The sequence below is a fragment of the Flavobacterium sangjuense genome (genome assembly GCF_004797125.1).
GTDB classification, from domain to species: Bacteria; Bacteroidota; Bacteroidia; order Flavobacteriales; family Flavobacteriaceae; genus Flavobacterium; species Flavobacterium sangjuense.
In genome coordinates, this window is record NZ_CP038810.1 from 952,573 (window position 1) to 969,847 (window position 17,275).

General features: G+C 36.9%; 15 protein-coding genes and 1 tRNA gene. 13 read left to right on the forward strand and 3 right to left on the reverse strand.

Annotation, left to right across the window (positions count from 1 at the left end):
* Positions 1-96: 96 nt before the first annotated feature.
* The 9 genes from GS03_RS04210 to GS03_RS04250 all read left to right on the forward strand — a co-directional run bounded on the left by GS03_RS04210 (position 97) and on the right by GS03_RS04250 (position 12,196).
* Positions 97-2,868, forward strand: a complete 2,772-nt coding sequence (locus tag GS03_RS04210; protein ID WP_136153057.1) for a 2-oxoglutarate dehydrogenase E1 component — start codon at positions 97-99, stop codon at positions 2,866-2,868.
* A 12-nt stretch (positions 2,869-2,880) separates the two neighbouring features.
* Positions 2,881-3,474: a hypothetical protein gene (locus tag GS03_RS04215; RefSeq protein WP_136151321.1), complete on the forward strand. Its 594-nt coding sequence runs from the start codon at positions 2,881-2,883 to the stop codon at positions 3,472-3,474.
* 87 nt (positions 3,475-3,561) lie between these two features.
* On the forward strand, positions 3,562-4,791 hold the full coding sequence (odhB, locus tag GS03_RS04220; protein WP_136151322.1) for a 2-oxoglutarate dehydrogenase complex dihydrolipoyllysine-residue succinyltransferase: 1,230 nt from the start codon (positions 3,562-3,564) through the stop codon (positions 4,789-4,791).
* Positions 4,792-4,975: 184 nt separating this feature from the next.
* Positions 4,976-6,916, forward strand: a complete 1,941-nt coding sequence (locus tag GS03_RS04225; RefSeq protein ID WP_168710263.1) for a tetratricopeptide repeat-containing sensor histidine kinase — start codon at positions 4,976-4,978, stop codon at positions 6,914-6,916.
* Positions 6,917-6,922: 6 nt separating this feature from the next.
* Positions 6,923-7,678, forward strand: a complete 756-nt coding sequence (locus GS03_RS04230; RefSeq protein ID WP_136151324.1) for a LytR/AlgR family response regulator transcription factor — start codon at positions 6,923-6,925, stop codon at positions 7,676-7,678.
* 154 nt (positions 7,679-7,832) lie between these two features.
* Positions 7,833-8,939, forward strand: coding sequence for a hypothetical protein (locus tag GS03_RS04235; RefSeq protein ID WP_136151325.1), 1,107 nt, complete (start codon positions 7,833-7,835; stop codon positions 8,937-8,939).
* A gap of 195 nt (positions 8,940-9,134) precedes the next feature.
* Positions 9,135-10,316 (forward strand): autotransporter outer membrane beta-barrel domain-containing protein, encoded by a 1,182-nt coding sequence (locus tag GS03_RS04240; RefSeq protein WP_136151326.1) that lies wholly within the window; start codon positions 9,135-9,137, stop codon positions 10,314-10,316.
* Between the two features lie 16 nt (positions 10,317-10,332).
* Positions 10,333-10,869: a T9SS type A sorting domain-containing protein gene (locus tag GS03_RS04245; RefSeq protein WP_168710264.1), complete on the forward strand. Its 537-nt coding sequence runs from the start codon at positions 10,333-10,335 to the stop codon at positions 10,867-10,869.
* A 79-nt stretch (positions 10,870-10,948) separates the two neighbouring features.
* Positions 10,949-12,196, forward strand: a complete 1,248-nt coding sequence (locus GS03_RS04250; RefSeq protein WP_136151328.1) for a TCR/Tet family MFS transporter — start codon at positions 10,949-10,951, stop codon at positions 12,194-12,196.
* On the opposite strand, the gene GS03_RS04255 is transcribed toward GS03_RS04250, so the two are convergent.
* Entirely contained in the window at positions 12,159-12,596 is a 438-nt protein-coding gene (locus GS03_RS04255; protein ID WP_136151329.1) for a retropepsin-like aspartic protease, read from the reverse strand. The two genes, GS03_RS04250 and GS03_RS04255, sit on opposite strands and share 38 nt — an antisense overlap.
* 100 nt (positions 12,597-12,696) lie before the next feature.
* Between GS03_RS04255 and GS03_RS04260 the strand changes: the two genes are divergently transcribed.
* The 3 genes from GS03_RS04260 (at position 12,697) to GS03_RS04270 (ending at position 15,686) form a co-directional block, all read left to right on the forward strand.
* Positions 12,697-13,467: a TatD family hydrolase gene (locus GS03_RS04260; protein WP_136151330.1), complete on the forward strand. Its 771-nt coding sequence runs from the start codon at positions 12,697-12,699 to the stop codon at positions 13,465-13,467.
* A gap of 64 nt (positions 13,468-13,531) precedes the next feature.
* Positions 13,532-14,668, forward strand: a complete 1,137-nt coding sequence (locus tag GS03_RS04265; protein ID WP_136151331.1) for a 1-acyl-sn-glycerol-3-phosphate acyltransferase — start codon at positions 13,532-13,534, stop codon at positions 14,666-14,668.
* Positions 14,658-15,686 (forward strand): asparaginase, encoded by a 1,029-nt coding sequence (locus GS03_RS04270; protein WP_136151332.1) that lies wholly within the window; start codon positions 14,658-14,660, stop codon positions 15,684-15,686. Before GS03_RS04265 ends, GS03_RS04270 begins: the two co-directional genes overlap by 11 nt.
* Before the next feature lie 56 nt (positions 15,687-15,742).
* Here GS03_RS04270 and GS03_RS04275 read toward each other — a convergent pair.
* A tRNA-Ser gene (locus GS03_RS04275) sits at positions 15,743-15,829 on the reverse strand.
* A 140-nt stretch (positions 15,830-15,969) separates the two neighbouring features.
* Between GS03_RS04275 and GS03_RS04280 the strand changes: the two genes are divergently transcribed.
* Positions 15,970-16,674 carry a porin family protein gene (locus tag GS03_RS04280; RefSeq protein ID WP_136151333.1) on the forward strand — a complete coding sequence of 235 codons (705 nt, stop codon included), beginning with the start codon at positions 15,970-15,972 and terminating at the stop codon, positions 16,672-16,674.
* On the opposite strand, the gene GS03_RS04285 is transcribed toward GS03_RS04280, so the two are convergent.
* On the reverse strand, positions 16,669-17,274 hold the full coding sequence (locus GS03_RS04285) for a hypothetical protein (protein WP_136151334.1): 606 nt from the start codon (positions 17,272-17,274) through the stop codon (positions 16,669-16,671). The genes GS03_RS04280 and GS03_RS04285 overlap by 6 nt on opposite strands.
* Between the last annotated feature and the right edge of the window lies 1 nt (position 17,275).

The window sequence follows — 17,275 nt, forward strand, 5'->3', positions numbered from 1 at the left end:
TAAAAGATAAAAGTATCTAAAATAATTAATAATATTATGCATTTATCGTACTTTTGCCAAACTTATTATACAAATCAGGACATTCAATTATATTTTATGGATAGGTTTTCCTTTTTAAACGCAGCACATACAGAATTTTTCGCCGATTTATACGAACAATACCTTCAAAACCCAGATAGCGTTGAGCCAAGTTGGAGAGCTTTTTTTCAAGGCTTCGACTTTGGAATAACGACTTTTAATGAAGAAAACGCAGTAGCTGAATTGGCTAATTATGCTGCCAATGTTCCGGCAAACGGACAGGTTTCAGACAAACTTCAGAAAGAGTTTAACGTATTGAAATTAATCGACGGATACAGAACTCGTGGGCATCTTTTTACAGAAACAAATCCGGTTCGTACCCGAAGAACTTCTTCACCAACATTAGATATAGAAAATTTTGGTTTGTCAGCTGCTGATCTGAATACGGTTTTTGATGCCGCCAAAGTTTTGGGACACAAACCAGCTACGCTTCAGGAAATCCTGAATCATCTTAAAAACGTGTATTGCCAACACATTGGTATCGAATATATGTACATGAGAAATCCAAAGATTATTCAATGGATTCAGGACAGAATTAACGTCAACGATAATCTTCCAAACTTCGATAACGACCAAAAGAAACATATCTTAGGAAAATTGAATGAGGCGGTTTCTTTTGAGAACTTTTTACACACAAAATATGTAGGTCAAAAACGTTTCTCACTTGAAGGTGGCGAAAGCATTATCCCGGCATTAGATGCACTTATTGAATCCGCTGCCGAAAAAGGTGTGGAGCAATTCGTAATGGGAATGGCACACCGTGGAAGGTTGAATATCTTAGCTAATATTTTTGGCAAAGCCACTCAGGATATCTTCTCTGAGTTTGACGGAAAAGATTATGATAAAGAATATTTCGATGGTGATGTTAAATACCATTTGGGTTTAACATCGGAACGAAAAACAAAATCAGGCAAAAAAATCAATATCAATTTGGCACCAAATCCTTCGCACTTAGAAACGGTTGGAGCCGTTATTGAAGGAATTACCCGTGCCAAACAAGACAAATATTTCCCAGACGATTTCTCAAAAGTATTGCCAATTGCCGTTCACGGTGATGCCGCAGTTGCGGGACAGGGAATTGTATACGAAATTGTGCAAATGGCGCAACTTGACGGATACAAAACTGGTGGAACGATTCATATTGTAATCAACAACCAGGTTGGATTTACGACCAATTATTTAGATGCGCGTTCATCAACCTATTGTACGGATGTTGCCAAAGTGACTTTGTCGCCCGTACTTCACGTCAATTCGGATGATGCCGAAGCGGTTGTTCACGCGATGCTTTTTGCATTGGATTTCAGAATGCAGTTTGGTCGTGATGTATTTATCGATTTGTTAGGTTACAGAAAGTATGGTCACAACGAAGGCGATGAGCCACGTTTTACCCAGCCGGTTTTATACAAAATCATTGCAAAGCATAGAAATCCAAGAGACATTTATTCGGAGAAATTAATCACTGCCGGAATTATTGATGCGGCCTATGTGACAAAAATAGAGAACGAATACAAAGACAATCTTGATGTAAATCTGCAAGCGTCACGTAAAAAAGATTTGACGATTATCAAGCCATTTTTGCAGGACGAATGGAAAGGCTATGTTCAGGTTTCTGATGATGAAATGTTGAAAAAAGTAGACACAACTTTCGACAAAAAGAAATTAGATGAAATCATCGTTTCGGTTTCGACATTGCCATCGGATAAAAAATTCATCAGCAAAATTTCGAAAATTGTTACCGACAGAAAAACCGGATATGATAACGATACTATCGATTGGGGAACAGCCGAAACCTTAGCTTATGGTTCATTATTGACCGAAGGTTATGACATTCGTGTGTCAGGACAAGACGTTGAAAGAGGAACATTTTCTCATCGCCACGCCGTTGTAAAAGTAGAAGACAGCGAAGAAGAAGTGGTGCTGCTGGATACTTTAAAAGACAAAAAAGGGAAGTTCAATATTTTCAATTCCTTCCTTTCTGAATATGGCGTTTTAGGATTTGATTACGGCTATGCTTTGACAAATCCAAATGCATTGACGATTTGGGAAGCACAGTTTGGGGATTTCTCCAATGGCGCCCAAATCATGATCGATCAATATATTTCGTGTGGTGAAGACAAATGGAACAACCAAAATGGTATTGTACTGTTGTTGCCTCATGGATACGAAGGACAAGGTGCAGAGCACTCTTCAGCACGTATGGAAAGATATTTACAACTTTGTGCACGTCACAATATGTATGTAGCCGATTGTACAACACCGGCGAATTTCTTCCACCTGTTGCGTCGCCAAATGAAAACAAAATTCCGTAAACCGCTGGTTGTGTTTACTCCGAAAAGTTTGCTACGTCATCCGTTATGTGTTTCTACTCGTGAGGAATTGTACAAAGGCAGTTTCCAGGAAACCATTGATGACAATTCAGTTGACAAGAAAAAAGTAAAATCGGTAGTTTTCTGTACCGGAAAATTCTATTACGAGATTCTTGCAGAAAGAGAAAACTTAGGCAGAAATGATGTAGCTTTGGTTCGTATCGAGCAATTATTCCCGTTGCCAACAGAACAACTGAAAGCGATAATCAAAAGTTATCCAAATGCTGACGATTTTGTTTGGGCACAGGAAGAACCAAAGAATATGGGAGCTTACAGCTATATGCTGATGAATTTCGATTTAGTGCCATGGAGATTGGCTTCGCTTAAAGCGTATTCAGCTCCGGCGGCAGGAAGTCATACCAGAGACAGAAGACGTCATGCCGATGCTATCAGAATGGTATTTGATAAAAATTTATTTAGATAATCCAAAACCAGTATGAAAAGATTTTTATTACTGTTAGTATTTACAAGCTTTTATAGCTTTGGCCAGCAAATAGATAAACCAAAAGAAGATAAGGCTTTAGTTTACTTCACCCGATTTGATGCTGCAGGGTTTTTAATTAACTTTAAGTATTTTGATGGAGAGAAGTATTTAGGAAAATTCAATTATGGTAAGTATTTGGTTTATGAATGTGAACCGGGGAAACATATATTTTGGTCTAAAGCCGAGAACTTTGATTTTGTTGATGCTAATTTAGAAGCAGGAAAGGTTTATATTATTGACGCAAGACCCAAAATGGGAGCCTTTAAAGCCGGAGTCGAATTAGTGGTTTTTAATAAAGAGCTCGATAATTACGACAGGTATAAAAAAAGAATTTTCAAATCAATTGAAAAAGGTGAACGTTACATAGCCAATGACGAAGAGTTAAAGAGTGAAGAGGTTGAAATAAAAGACCTTATCCAAAAAGGAATGGAAAAATATACTAAATTGAAAAATGAAAATTCCGATAAAATAGCAGTTTTAATTGATGGAATGTTCTTCGATGACAGCTATTTCGTTGAAAAAGATTTTACAAAAAAGATTAATTAGGAGCTAATCCCGCTGTCCGCGCTACATGGTAGCTTGCTTCCATCGGGGCTAGTAAAAGTATAAACAACACTATAAAATTATAAAAGGATGATTTTAGAAATGAAAGTCCCTTCACCGGGAGAATCGATAAAAGAAGTTGAAATTGCAACTTGGTTAGTAAAAGACGGCGATTATGTAGAAAAAGACCAAGCCATTGCTGAGGTTGATTCGGACAAAGCTACTTTGGAATTACCAGCTGAAGCAAGTGGAATTATCACACTTAAAGCAGAAGAAGGCGATGCCGTTGCAGTTGGTTCTGTCGTTTGCTTAATTGATACCAGTGCGGCAAAACCAAGTGGTTCTGCTCCAGTTGCGGCAGAGGTTAAAGCTGCACCTGTGGTTGCTGAAGCACCTAAAAAAGAAGAAGTAAAAGTTGCTGCACCAGTAGCCACTAAAACATATGCTGCTCAGGCTCCATCGCCGGCTGCAAAAAAAATATTAGACGAGAAAAGCATTCAGCCTTCAGATGTAATCGGAACCGGAAGAGAGGGAAGAATTACCAAAGATGATGCGGTAAATGCTGTGCCATCCATGGGAACGCCAACAGGTGGAAACCGTGGTTCAGAAAGAACAAAATTATCCATGTTGCGTCGTAAAGTAGCTGAAAGATTGGTTTCTGCGAAAAACGAAACAGCTATGTTGACTACGTTCAACGAAGTGGATATGACTGCAATCTACGCTTTGCGTGAACAATACAAAGAAGAATTCAAAACCAAACACGGTTTAGGATTGGGCTTTATGTCGTTCTTTACAAAAGCAGTTACTCGTGCTTTACAATTATATCCTGATGTTAACTCAATGATTGACGGACAAGAGAAAATCTCATACAATTTCTGTGATATTTCTGTTGCGGTTTCTGGCCCAAAAGGATTAATGGTTCCGGTAATGCGAAATGCAGAATTATTATCTTTCCGTGGTGTTGAAGCTGAAATCAAAAGATTAGCTATTCGTGCCAGAGACGGTCAAATCACGGTTGATGAAATGACTGGCGGAACATTCACCATTTCAAACGGAGGCGTTTTCGGAAGTATGTTGAGTACGCCAATCATCAATCCACCACAATCAGGAATTCTTGGAATGCACAATGTGGTAGAAAGAGCGATTGTAAAAAATGGACAAATCGTTATCGCACCGGTAATGTTTGTAGCTTTGTCCTATGACCACAGAATCATTGATGGACGTGAGTCTGTTGGGTTCTTAGTGGCTGTGAAAGAAGCACTAGAAAAACCGGAAGAATTATTAATGGATAACAATGTTAAGAGAGCATTGGAACTTTAAAATAGAGTCGATATAAATAAAATCCCCTTAGTTTTCTGAGTGGGATTTTTTTTTGAGTAATAAAATGGAATAGTCCAAAATACACCAAAATCTGAAAGTGTTTTTTTGTATAAAAGTTTTTTTTTATTACTTAATTTTAGCCACGTGTTTTATAATCATAATGTCACAATCGAAATTTTATCCCATGCATAAATTTGCCCGAATCACCGCTTTCATTGCTTTTTTATTTCTCTTTTCAAATGCTTATGCGCAGGACAATATTGACTCGCTTAAAATTGCCTTCAAGAATTCCAAACAAGATACCCTTCGAGTAAAGACGGTTTACCGTTTATTGGTAAATCTGCCCCCCGATGAAAAAGAATTTGATTATTATTTGGGGCAAATCAAGGTTCTGGCAGATAAAAATCTGGCCAAAGAATCTACTTCAGAAAAAGGAAAATTATTTTGGAAAAAGGCATTGGGTAAATATTATGTCAATAAATCCGAAATCACATTTTATACAAATAACGATGCTGCGATGCAATTGCTTGATAAGGGAATTCAGATTTTTTCGGAAGTCAAAGACATTTCCCAAATGGCAGACGCAATCGTAGGCAAAGGAATTTTCCTGAGAAGGATGGGACGAACTCCCGAAGCTGTAGAGTGTTATTACAAAGGGCTTAAATATTTTGAACAGATTAAGGATAAAGACGGAATTGCCTACGCCCAAATGTCGATAGCTGCAGTTTATAAAGATCAAAAAAAAGATGCCGAAGCTATTGCCTTGAATAAAAAAGCACTGGCTTATTTTGAGTCAATTAAAAAACCGACTATGGAAGATATTGGTACCCAAGCCGAGTTAAATCATACCATTGGGCACGGATATTTTAACAATCAAAAATATGATATAGCGGAACAATATTTCAATAAAGCAATGACGCAGGCAAAACAAATCGGATACACCTCATTAATGAGTACCGTTTTGGACAAAATAGGACGGATTCATTACCAGCGTGGTGAAAATGACATTGCCTACCAAAAATATCAGGAGGCTTTAAATCTTCCGCAACCCGAATTGTACAAAGCAAATTTATACATCAGTATAGGAGAATTATGTATAGCCGAAAAAAAATATGCTGAGGCAGAAAGCTATTTAACTCAAGCCAATACAATCGGTAAAAAACTCAATGATTTAAATATGCAGATGTATGCCGTAAGGTATTTAAACGCACTTTATAAAGACACTAAAAATTATGAGAAGGCTTTATCAATGTTTGAATTGTATAAAACTTTTCAGGATTCGATAAAAGTTAGCGACTCACGCAATACCCTAAAAGAGCAACAGCTTAAATACGATTTTGAAAAGAAGGAATTAAACTCAAAGCTTCTCAACCAAAAAGAAACTGCAGTTAAAAACAATTGGCTTATCGGGCTTTCAGCGATTTTGTTACTGGTTTTGCTCGGCGGTTATTTTTATTACCGGAACAACAAACAAAAGCAGGCAATTACTGTTCTGGAAAAAGAGCAAATCAAACAAAAGCTTTTGGTTACCCAAATGAACCCGCATTTTATTTTTAATTCTATCGATAACATTCAGGGATTGATTCACAGCAACAAAGATGAGGAAGCTGTAAATTATCTGACCAAGTTCTCAAAACTAACCCGACAAATCCTGGAGAATTCCAACGAAAATTATATTTCGCTGGAAGAAGAAGTTGAGATGACTAAAAATTATCTTTCAATTCAGCAGCTTCTATACGATAACAAGTTCAGTTTCAACATTACCATTGAAAAAGAGATTAATCAGGAAGCTATCTTTTTGCCGCCCATGCTGACGCAGCCTTTTATTGAAAATGCCATCAAGCACGGTTTGAGCAATACTTCAGAAAACGGAAAAATCAACATTCACTTTTATCTCAGGGAAAGCAAATTATTTTTTGAAGTGACCGACAACGGCAAAGGATTCGATGCGGCACAAAAATCAACCAGCCATAAATCATTGGCCATGACCATCACCAAAGAACGCTTGGTCAGCTATACCAAAAACCAGGATTTTGTGGTTCAGGCGGATAATATAAAAGACAACAATGAGAATGTTGTTGGTGCCAAAGTTAGTTTTGAAATCCCTTATATTTACGAAAACTAAAATCCTATGTTGCGAGCGGTAGTCATTGACGATATTGAAAATATAAGAAAGAAGAATATAGCGATTATTAAATCGAGTTGTCCTAGCATAGCTGTCATTGGCCAGGCCGATTCAGTAGAATCGGGTGCGAAGATAGTCAAACAGTTGTCACCCGATTTGGTTTTTCTGGATGTAGAAATGCCCGATGGTACTGGTTTTGACATGCTTCAGAAATTGGCGCCGATTAATTTTAAGGTCATTTTTATAACAGGTTACGAAGATTTTGCCATCAAGGCATTTCGTTTTTCGGCTATTGATTATCTCTTAAAACCGTTGGATGCCAATGATTTGGTTGAAGCCGTAAAAAAAGCCGAGGATTCGCTTAACAAAGAGGTGTTTGAAATGAAACTCAACAATTTGTTCACCAATCTGGAGCGACCTAAAAACCTTCAGAAGCTTATACTGAAAACAGCCGACAGGATTTATTCGGTCAATATTCAGGATATTGTAAACTGTGAGTCTGATAAAAACTATACGACTTTTCACTTTATCAACGCCCCGAAACTCATCGTATCTACTAACCTCAAAGAGTACGAAACTTTACTCACGCCGTATAATTTTTTCAGAACGCATCAGTCGCATCTCATAAACATGGCCTACTTTGACCATTTTATCAAATCAGAAGGTGGCAATACCATTGTGATGAAAAACAAAATCGCTATTCCACTTTCGGTTCGTAAAAAAGAAGAGTTCCTGATTTTGCTGGAAAATCTTCAGGTATAAATTATCCAAAAACGAATTTCCTCTAAATCCCAACGAATTTATTCCAAACCTTAACGGATATTCATTGGTCAAAATTGGTGTTTTTCTTTGATTTATCATTGCAGTGTAAATCCATTATATGATGGTTTACGCTTAACTGTAATACAATAAACAAATGAAAAAACATGTCTTACTTGTTGGATTGTTACTATTATCTTTTAGTAATACCAACGCACAATTATTGAACAAAATTGTTAAAGCAAAAAATCAAGCTTCTCAAGCCTCGGAGGTAGTGGAAAAAGGAAAAGAAGTCATCGGCAAAGTTGACAAAAAAAGAAAAGGGAGTAGTGGTTCGGCCGGATTGAAACTGGATTGGACTACATTTAAACAAACCCCGGCCATCACTTTCAATTCACTTCTTTATGGTACAACAGCCGGAACGATTAATAGTTATACGGCAACTTTTATTCCGAATAAAACGGTTGACGGAAGAACAGTTCATCCCTTTGCGGATCAGTCGGAGTATTTAAGAATCAAGGTGTTCAAAGACAACCAATACATGAACTATTTTGAATATGCCGGAGACCAAGTTTTTGACGATGGTAAAAAGACCAAGTTCAATGAGCCAAGCAGCCGTTACCAACGTGATGGTGAATGGGTAGGACATGGAGAATCTTTTATTACGCAATGGGGACCGGGAAACTACAGATTGGATTTTTATGCCGGTGATAAAATGTTTTATTCATTCGATTTTGAATTGGTAAAACTAATCAACAATGATCCTTACGCCACAATGAATGAAATGTACGTTACTCGTGGTCCATGGAATAATTTTGCCTACATGCAATATGCCGATACCGGTAATTTGGTATTTGGATATTACATCACCCACGAAGAGTTTAAGCCAAATCCTGCTAACAGCGCCAAGACCACTAAGAGTGTAAAGTGGAGTGTGAAGATGTTTAAAGACAACAAATTGTTTGCTCAAAATTATGGTAACGGACCAAGTACAGCTCAGGTACAACAAGCCAAATGGAATGAGGTTTCGTGTGCATTTAAAAGAGTGGACAAACCGGGCGAAATTAAATTTGCAGACCTAGCAGATGGTGCTTACAAAGTTGAACTTACTATTGAAGGTGAAGCCAAACCTAGAATCTACAAGTTTGACGTAAAGGATAAAAGAATCGTTCAAATTCCGGAACAAGACAGAACCAAAAACACCGATCCAACGCGATTAATTGAAGGATGGAACGACTTCTTTTGGTTAAAACTGGAGAAATAATCACTAGTTCAATCATTCTGTTTGTTACTAAAAAACTGATATCCAAAAGAGTACTAAAAATCCCAAACAATACACCAAAAATAGGACGTTTGGGATTTTTATTTATAATCAAAGTTATTATATATTTGGCGATTTTGTTCCAAAAAATAAGCGGAACCGAAAAGCTTTACGAGTAGAAAATTTAATATTTTAAAAATGAAAAAAAAATTACTGTTTATTACGTTAACCAGCCTGTTTACCTCATTGGTTTCTGCTGCCGATTTGTATGTTAGGAATTTAGGAGCCGGAGGAGCTTATTCCTCTGTAAGCGCCGCCATTACAGCTGCCGCTAATGGAGATCGGATTATCATTCAACCAAAAACAAGCGGTGCAGCTTATGTTGAAAACCTCACCATCAACAAGTCACTTACATTTGTGTCGGAAACCATTTACAACAAATATTTTATACAAGGGACTATAACCATTACCCCAGCTGTGGGAAGAGTGGTTACAATAAGCAATTTAAGTTCCGGAAATTTCACTATTTATGGTGTAAGCGTTTCCGGCGCAACTACTGGCGGAAGAACTACCGTAAACCTGCTCAACAGTTTTTTAAATAGTGTCGATACTACGCAACCTAATACTACACTAAACATGTCTGGATGCATTGTTACGGGAAGCGTTTATTTTTCGCACGGCAGATGCACCGGAAATAAAGCACTATTAATTAATGCTTATGCTGTAAGTCCGGATACCAATCTTGCAACGGAAGCTGTTGAAATTATAGGAAATGCAACTGATTCTGGCATTACCAACTTTCAAAACGACTATCCATTTAAGTTTAGCAACAATTTTGTTTCCTCTATAAATGTCTATAGGATAAAAACGGCTAGTGCTAATGAAATTACCAACAATACTGTTTATAATCCTAACGCAGGGGATTTGGCACCGATACACATCGACTTAGCTAATTCCATTACTACAGGAAACATTACAATTATGAACAATGCGGTTTCTTTTGTAGTAGGTCAAACCAATACTTGTATTTACAACGGAGGGAATTCTACTGTAGCCGCTACCTACAATGTATTCACCAATGCATTTGTAACCGAAGGAACTATGACGCAAAACAACAATTCAGGGGCTGTTAATATGAATTTTAATGCTGCAGCCTACACCGTAACAGGAGGTAATGTAAATGCAGGAAGCCCTGCTGTCACCTATACCGATTTAGATTTAACAAGAAATGATGCAGGACATTACGGAGGTTCGAATAGCTGGGCAAATTATTTTCCATCAGATTCAGGAGCCATGCCTCAAATTAACTATTTAGTTACTCCAAGAGCCATACTAAATACTAGTACTTTGAATGTTACGGGTTCAGGTTATTCTAAATAATTTTAAAATTCTTATGATGAAAAAAAATATATATACACTAGTAGCTTTTTTAACGATAACGCTTTGTTCTGCTCAGTCAACTGTACTACAAGCAGAATATTTTTGGGATACCGATCCCGGATATGGATTGGGGACTCCGGTTTTAGCAACCGACGGAAATTTCAACAGTGCCTTTGAACAACTCTCAAAAACAGGAATTGTATTACCACCTGTAGGGCTGCATGTCTTTAATATACGCATAAGAGACAACGTAAATGGATGGGGACCTGTTTTCAGAAATGTAATAAGTGTTCAAACGACTTTAGGAACATCCGATTTCGATTTGCAGCATGTTGTACTATATCCAAATCCGGTAAAAGAGGTTCTAACTATTGCCGGAAGTACAAAAATCAACGCAGTCTCGATGTATAACTTCTTAGGTCAGGAAGTACTTGCAAAAAACCTAAATTATAATGAAGGTACTATCGATGTTTCCAACTTATCACCAGGAACCTATTTGGTTAAAGTTACTGCTGACGATGTGGTTAAAACTTTAAAAGTGATTAAAGAATAATAATTAATTTCCAACTTAACTATCCCAAATTCGTAAAGAGTTTGGGATTTTTCGTTTATTTGTTTTTCATTTATATGCTATGAAAAAAAGCCAAAAGCCGGCGGCCATCGGATTTATCTTTATCACAATGCTTATCGATATTACAGGCTGGGGAATTATTATTCCGGTAATCCCAAAGCTGATAGCAGAACTCATTAACGGTGATATTAGCGAAGCTGCAAAATATGGTGGTTGGCTGACTTTTGCCTATGCGATTACACAGTTTGTTTGCGCACCATTAATTGGAAACCTGAGCGATAAGTTTGGACGACGACCAATTATCTTAATTTCGCTTTTTGCCTTTGCGTTGGATTATCTTCTGCTTGCTTTTTCACCAACAATTACCTGGCTGTTTATTGGAAGAATTATTGCAGGTTTAACAGGCGCCAGTATTACAACGGCTTCAGCCTATATTGCCGATGTAAGCACACCAGAAAACAGAGCGAAGAACTTCGGAATGATTGGTGCAGCGTTTGGATTGGGCTTTATAATTGGGCCGGTTATTGGAGGTTTGTTAGGACAGTTTGGTTCGAGAGTTCCGTTTTATGCCGCTGCGATTTTGTGTATGCTGAATTTCCTTTATGGCTATTTTATTTTACCAGAGTCTTTATCGAAAAAGAACAGAAGAGAATTTGAATGGAAACGCGCCAATCCAATTACGGCTTTGACAAGATTAAAAAAATATCCGTCATTAATTGGTTTGATATTAGCCATTTTTCTTTTGTATGTTGGTTCACACGCGGTTCACAGTAACTGGAGTTTCTTTACAATGTACCGTTTCAATTGGGATGAAAAAATGGTTGGAATTTCACTTGGAGTAGTCGGACTTTTAGTTGGCCTCGTGCAAGGTGGATTAATTCGTTGGACAAGCCCGAGATTGGGAAACCAAAAAAGTATTTATATTGGTTTAGGCTTATATACAGCCGGAATGTTACTTTTTGCTTTTGCGACACAAAGCTGGATGATGTTTGTGTTTTTGATTCCGTATTGTCTTGGTGGAATTGCGGGACCAGCTTTGCAATCAGAAATATCAGGTCATATACCAGCGAATGAACAAGGCGAAATTCAGGGAACCTTAGCAAGTTTGATGAGTGCTTCAGCTATTATTGGACCACCAATGATGACTAATACGTTCTACTTTTTTACACATAAAGAAGCACCTTTTCAATTACCCGGAGCACCATTTCTTTTAGGAGGATTTTTGATGTTATTGAGTACGGTTATCGCTTTTTATTCGATGAAGAAACATTTTACTTCAGGTACAGGCAATGATTATAATAATCAATAATCGCTTTCCCTTCCAATAAAATATCCGCACCAATAATGCCATGAACCGGTTTGGCCTTGTATTGTTGCAGCGCCTCATTGACATGTGACAAATCAAAAATAACTAAATGTAACTCGGCAGTTTTCCAACGACCAATTTGGAGCGAATTGTTTTTTGCCAATTGTGTAAACATTCCGGTTGCGCCCGCGCCCGAAGCTTTGGTTTTTGATTTTCCTGCTTTGAGATTAAAACGGTCAATACTTTCAAAACCAACACAACTATTGCTGGCTCCGGTATCTAAAATAAAATTTCCAGAAATTTTATTAATAGTAGCTTTAACCAACAAATGCTGGGTTTTTGAAACTTTAAAATTTATTTTCTTGTATTTTTCTTTTTTAAGTAAGTCCTGAAGATGTTTCATATAATTAAATGAATTTCAAATGTAATCTAAAAATTCAACACCATAAAAATCTGTAGAAACTTAGTACCTTAGCGCCTTAGAACCTTAGTGCTTTTACCCAATGATTTTAACCGATACACATACACATCTTTATTCTGAAGAATTTCAAAACGACAGAACCGAAATGATTCAACGTGCCATTGATGCCGGAGTTTCCCGCTTTTTTGTTCCGTCGATTGATTCCGGTTATACCCAAAAAATGTATGATTTAGAGAACCAATTTCCTCAAAATATTTTTCTGATGATGGGTTTGCATCCTTGCTATGTAAAGCCTGAAACCTATAAAGAAGAATTAGCTCACGTAGAAACCCAATTGGCAAAAAGAAAGTTTTATGCGATTGGCGAAATCGGAGTTGATATGTATTGGGACAAAACCACTTTGAAAATTCAACAGGAAGCTTTTAAACATCAAATTAGACTAGCCAAAAAATATAAATTAGCTATAAACATCCATTGTCGTGAGGCTTTTGATGAGGTTTTTGAAGTTTTAGACAGCGAAAAAGCGACCGATTTATTTGGAATTTTCCATTGCTTTGCCGGCGATTTCGGTCAGGCCAAAAGAGCAATCAATTTGAATATGAAATTGGGAATAGGTGGAGTCGCCACGTTTAAAAACGGAAAGATTGATCAATTTTTAAACGATATCGATTTGAAACACATCGTTCTCGAAACCGATTCACCTTATTTAGCGCCGGTTCCATTTCGCGGCAAACGAAACGAAAGCAGTTATACCAAATTGGTAGCCGAAAAATTAGCATCCATATATGAATTGCCAATAGAAGAAATTGCCCGGATTACAACCGAAAATTCTAAACAAGTTTTTGGGATTTAACCCAAAATCTAGCAAAAATTGACTTTTTTTTTGTTCATTTGTTCCTGCTAAATTGTAAGCCAAGATGCAAAGATTTGATCCGATTCGACCGTTTTATGATACCGAAGTCAATGAAGCCATTCACTCGGCTGTAAATCATCCGATGATGAAGGCGTTGATGAGCTTTACTTTCCCTGATGTGGAAGAAGAAGTTTGGAAAAATCAACTCAAAAAAACACATTCGATACGCGATTTCCAATGCAATTTTATCTATCAGTCCATTCAAAAAGTATTAGAAAAAAGCTCGGAAGGATTAACAACTTCTGGTTTTGAAAAATTAGAACCTAATACGTCTTATCTTTTTATTTCAAATCACAGAGATATTATTTTAGATACTTCATTGCTGAATGTTGCGCTATTTGATCACGGATTAGTGATGACAGCCTCAGCTATTGGTGATAATTTGGTTAAAAAATCATTTATAAAAACGCTGTCAAAACTCAACAGAAACTTTTTAGTACAACGTGGTTTGCCACCAAGAGAATTGCTGGAAAGTTCAAAATTAATGTCGGAATATATTGGACAATTATTGCTCCGTGAAAATCGTTCGGTTTGGATTGCACAACGCGAAGGACGAACAAAAGATGGTAACGATGCAACACATTCGGGCGTTTTAAAAATGTTGGCAATGGGTTCAGATGAAGCTAATTTAATCGACTATTTTAAGAAGATAAAAATTGTTCCGGTTTCGATTTCGTATGAATATGATCCAACTGATGCTTTGAAAATGCCGCAGCTCATTGCTGAAGCCAATGACGAGATTTACATCAAAGAAAAAAATGAAGATTTCATTACGCTCTTAAGCGGAATCATTGGTCAAAAGAAGCACATCCACATTCATGTTGGTGATATTTTGGATACCGAATTAGATAAAATTGCACAAGAATTTGACAATAATAACAAACAGGTTCAGGCTTTGGCACAAACTATTGACGACTCTATTTTGCAGAGTTACAAATTGTGGCCAACCAATTATATCGCTTACGATTTACTGAACAAATCCAATACCTATAGCAACTTCTACACAGAAAACGAAAAGTCATTGTTTGAAAGACGTTTGGAAATGCGAATAGACGAAAACAATCCGCAAATGGTAGAAAGCTTTTTAGCCATGTATGCCAATCCTGTAGTGAATAAATCAAAATATTTGAATGCAAACTAAACCCAACATACTTTTAATTTATACTGGTGGAACTATTGGTATGATAAAAGATTTTGAAACTGGTGTTTTGAAAGCATTCAACTTTAAAAAGCTATTGCAGAAAATTCCGGAACTCAAACATTTGGATTGCAATATTGAAACGATTTCCTTTAAAAAACCGATCGATTCTTCGAATATAAATCCTGAAAAGTGGATTGAAATTGCAGAAATCATAGAAAGCAATTACGCCAACTTTGACGGATTTGTAGTGCTTCATGGTTCCGATACGATGTCGTATTCGGCTTCGGCATTGAGTTTTATGTTGGAAAATTTAAGCAAACCGGTTGTATTTACGGGCTCGCAATTGCCAATTGGGGATTTAAGAACTGACGCCAAAGAAAACCTGATTACGGCGATACAAATTGCATCGTTGCAACAAAAAGGGAAATCAGTAATACATGAGGTCTGCTTGTATTTTGAATACAAATTATACCGCGGAAACCGAACCACCAAAATAAATGCGGAACATTTTAAAGCGTTTGCTTCGCCCAATTTTCAAGAGTTGGCAGAATCAGGCGTTCATTTGAATGTTAATTATAATTTGGTTTTGCCAAAACAATCTGCCAAAAAATTAGTAGTTCATAAAAAGTTAGATGGCAATGTGGTGATTGTAAAAATGTTCCCGGGCATTAATGAATCTGTTTTGTCTGCACTATTTTCCATCCCAAATTTAAAAGGAATAATACTTGAAACCTATGGCTCGGGCAATGCGCCAACAGAAGAATGGTTTATACAAACCTTGAAAAAAGCCATTAAGAACGGATTGCACATCATCAATGTTACCCAATGTTCCGGTGGGAGTGTCAATATGGGACAATATGAAACCAGTTCACAGTTGAAGAAAATAGGCGTAATTTCCGGAAAAGACATTACTACAGAAGCTGCCATTACAAAACTGATGTATTTGTTGGGACAAAATGTAGCGCCGGCTGTTTTTAAAACTATTTTTGAAACGTCTCTTCGTGGCGAAATGCAGTAATTCTCAAGACAGTTTTGGAAATAAAAAATGCGTTTCCTGACGAAAACGCATTGATGCAGAGGAGATGGGATTCGAACCCACGATGCAGTTACCCACATACAAACTTTCCAGGCTTGCTCCTTCAACCACTCGGACACCCCTCTTTTTTGTGGTGCAAATAACAGCATTTTTTTTCAGTAAAAAAAGCGCGATAGGAATTTGTTATTGTATATTGAGTGCTATTTACTCCCTTTTGTTTATTAAATCGAAATGACGTACTTTCGCTTAAGATAATATTACTTCCATGCGAATCAAACTTTTCATCTTAACATTCTTTATTTCACTTGGCATTTCAGCCCAAGAAAAAGAAATTAAAGATGAAATCGATTTTGATGCCATCGATTCGTTATACCGGGAAGACCAATTTTATTTAAACATTACCTATAACGCTTTACAGAAGCGTCCTGATGGAATTGCCCAAAACAAACTTTCACCCGGAATTGCGTTTGGTTTTTTGAGAGATATGCCAATTAATAAAAAACGAACCGTTTCTATAGCGGCTGGTTTGGGTTATACATTGGCGATTTACAATCAGAATTTAGGAATTACAGAAACAAACGGGATTTACGCCTATCAGGTTTTGGATTCGGAGGTTTCATTTTCCAAAAACAAATTGTCTTTTCATTATGTTGATTTGCCAATAGAATTCAGGTGGAGAAACTCAACTCCTGAAAGTCATATATTTTGGCGCGTTCATACCGGAGTAAAATTGAGTTATCTTTTTTATGACCAATACAAATCGGTTTCATCAAATGGGACAGTTGCCATTTCTAACAATAAGGATTTGAATCAATTTCAATATGGAGTTTATCTGGCTTTTGGATGGAATACATGGAATTTCTCAGCCTATTATGGGTTGAATCCATTGTTTAAATCTTCAGCTAAAATTGACAATCAACCCATTGATATGAATACAATCAATTTCGGTCTGATGTTCTATATTCTATAACCAAAAATAGAGTAAAGCACTTTGTGGAACAAGACCACACAAAAATCCAACTAACAATTCTTTATTTGAATGTGCATTCATAACTAAGCGTGAAGAAGCAACAAGTCCATTCATCACTACAAAAAAAGTAACGGTGTTGATGGTGTTGATTTGATTATGAATGCTCAAGCCAATTATAAAAACGGTTAGTGAACTAATGCCAATCATGTGAATGCTCGCTTTGAATTTGGCATACAACAATAGAAATGCAAAAGCAGTGCTTAAAAATCCTCCAACAAAAAAGAAATACAAGCTTGGGAAGCGGTCAACCGTGATGCTTTTTTCAATCAAAACGCCAAATAGCATTAGCTGCATTAACAAAGGAATTTTACGTTGCGAAATATCAGAAAGCATGACACTTTCTATTTTCCCGAAGGTTCTCAGCAGATAAAAAAACGCAATTGGTAATAGGAAAGTAATGATGATTATTTGCAGAAAAAGAATGAAGTATTGCGGAAAAGTAAAATACCGGGCTTCGAGCAAAACATAAAAAACAGTTCCTAATAACGGAATGAAAATAGGGTGAAAGAGATACGAAAAAAAAGGAAGGATTTTTTTCAAA

Bases quoted from the DNA above. Each gene is read 5' to 3' on its own strand.
- GS03_RS04235 (WP_136151325.1), top strand. From the start codon at position 7,833: ATGAAAAAACATGTCTTACTTGTTGGATTGTTACTATTATCTTTTAGT.
- GS03_RS04225 (WP_168710263.1), top strand. From the start codon at position 4,976: ATGCATAAATTTGCCCGAATCACCGCTTTCATTGCTTTTTTATTTCTC.
- GS03_RS04210 (WP_136153057.1), top strand. From the start codon at position 97: ATGGATAGGTTTTCCTTTTTAAACGCAGCACATACAGAATTTTTCGCC.
- odhB (WP_136151322.1), top strand. From the start codon at position 3,562: ATGATTTTAGAAATGAAAGTCCCTTCACCGGGAGAATCGATAAAAGAA.
- GS03_RS04265 (WP_136151331.1), top strand. From the start codon at position 13,532: ATGCAAAGATTTGATCCGATTCGACCGTTTTATGATACCGAAGTCAAT.
- GS03_RS04245 (WP_168710264.1), top strand. From the start codon at position 10,333: ATGAAAAAAAATATATATACACTAGTAGCTTTTTTAACGATAACGCTT.
- GS03_RS04240 (WP_136151326.1), top strand. From the start codon at position 9,135: ATGAAAAAAAAATTACTGTTTATTACGTTAACCAGCCTGTTTACCTCA.
- GS03_RS04215 (WP_136151321.1), top strand. From the start codon at position 2,881: ATGAAAAGATTTTTATTACTGTTAGTATTTACAAGCTTTTATAGCTTT.
- GS03_RS04255 (WP_136151329.1), bottom strand. From the start codon at position 12,596: ATGAAACATCTTCAGGACTTACTTAAAAAAGAAAAATACAAGAAAATA.
- GS03_RS04280 (WP_136151333.1), top strand. From the start codon at position 15,970: ATGCGAATCAAACTTTTCATCTTAACATTCTTTATTTCACTTGGCATT.
- GS03_RS04230 (WP_136151324.1), top strand. From the start codon at position 6,923: ATGTTGCGAGCGGTAGTCATTGACGATATTGAAAATATAAGAAAGAAG.
- GS03_RS04270 (WP_136151332.1), top strand. From the start codon at position 14,658: ATGCAAACTAAACCCAACATACTTTTAATTTATACTGGTGGAACTATT.
- GS03_RS04260 (WP_136151330.1), top strand. From the start codon at position 12,697: ATGATTTTAACCGATACACATACACATCTTTATTCTGAAGAATTTCAA.
- GS03_RS04250 (WP_136151328.1), top strand. From the start codon at position 10,949: ATGAAAAAAAGCCAAAAGCCGGCGGCCATCGGATTTATCTTTATCACA.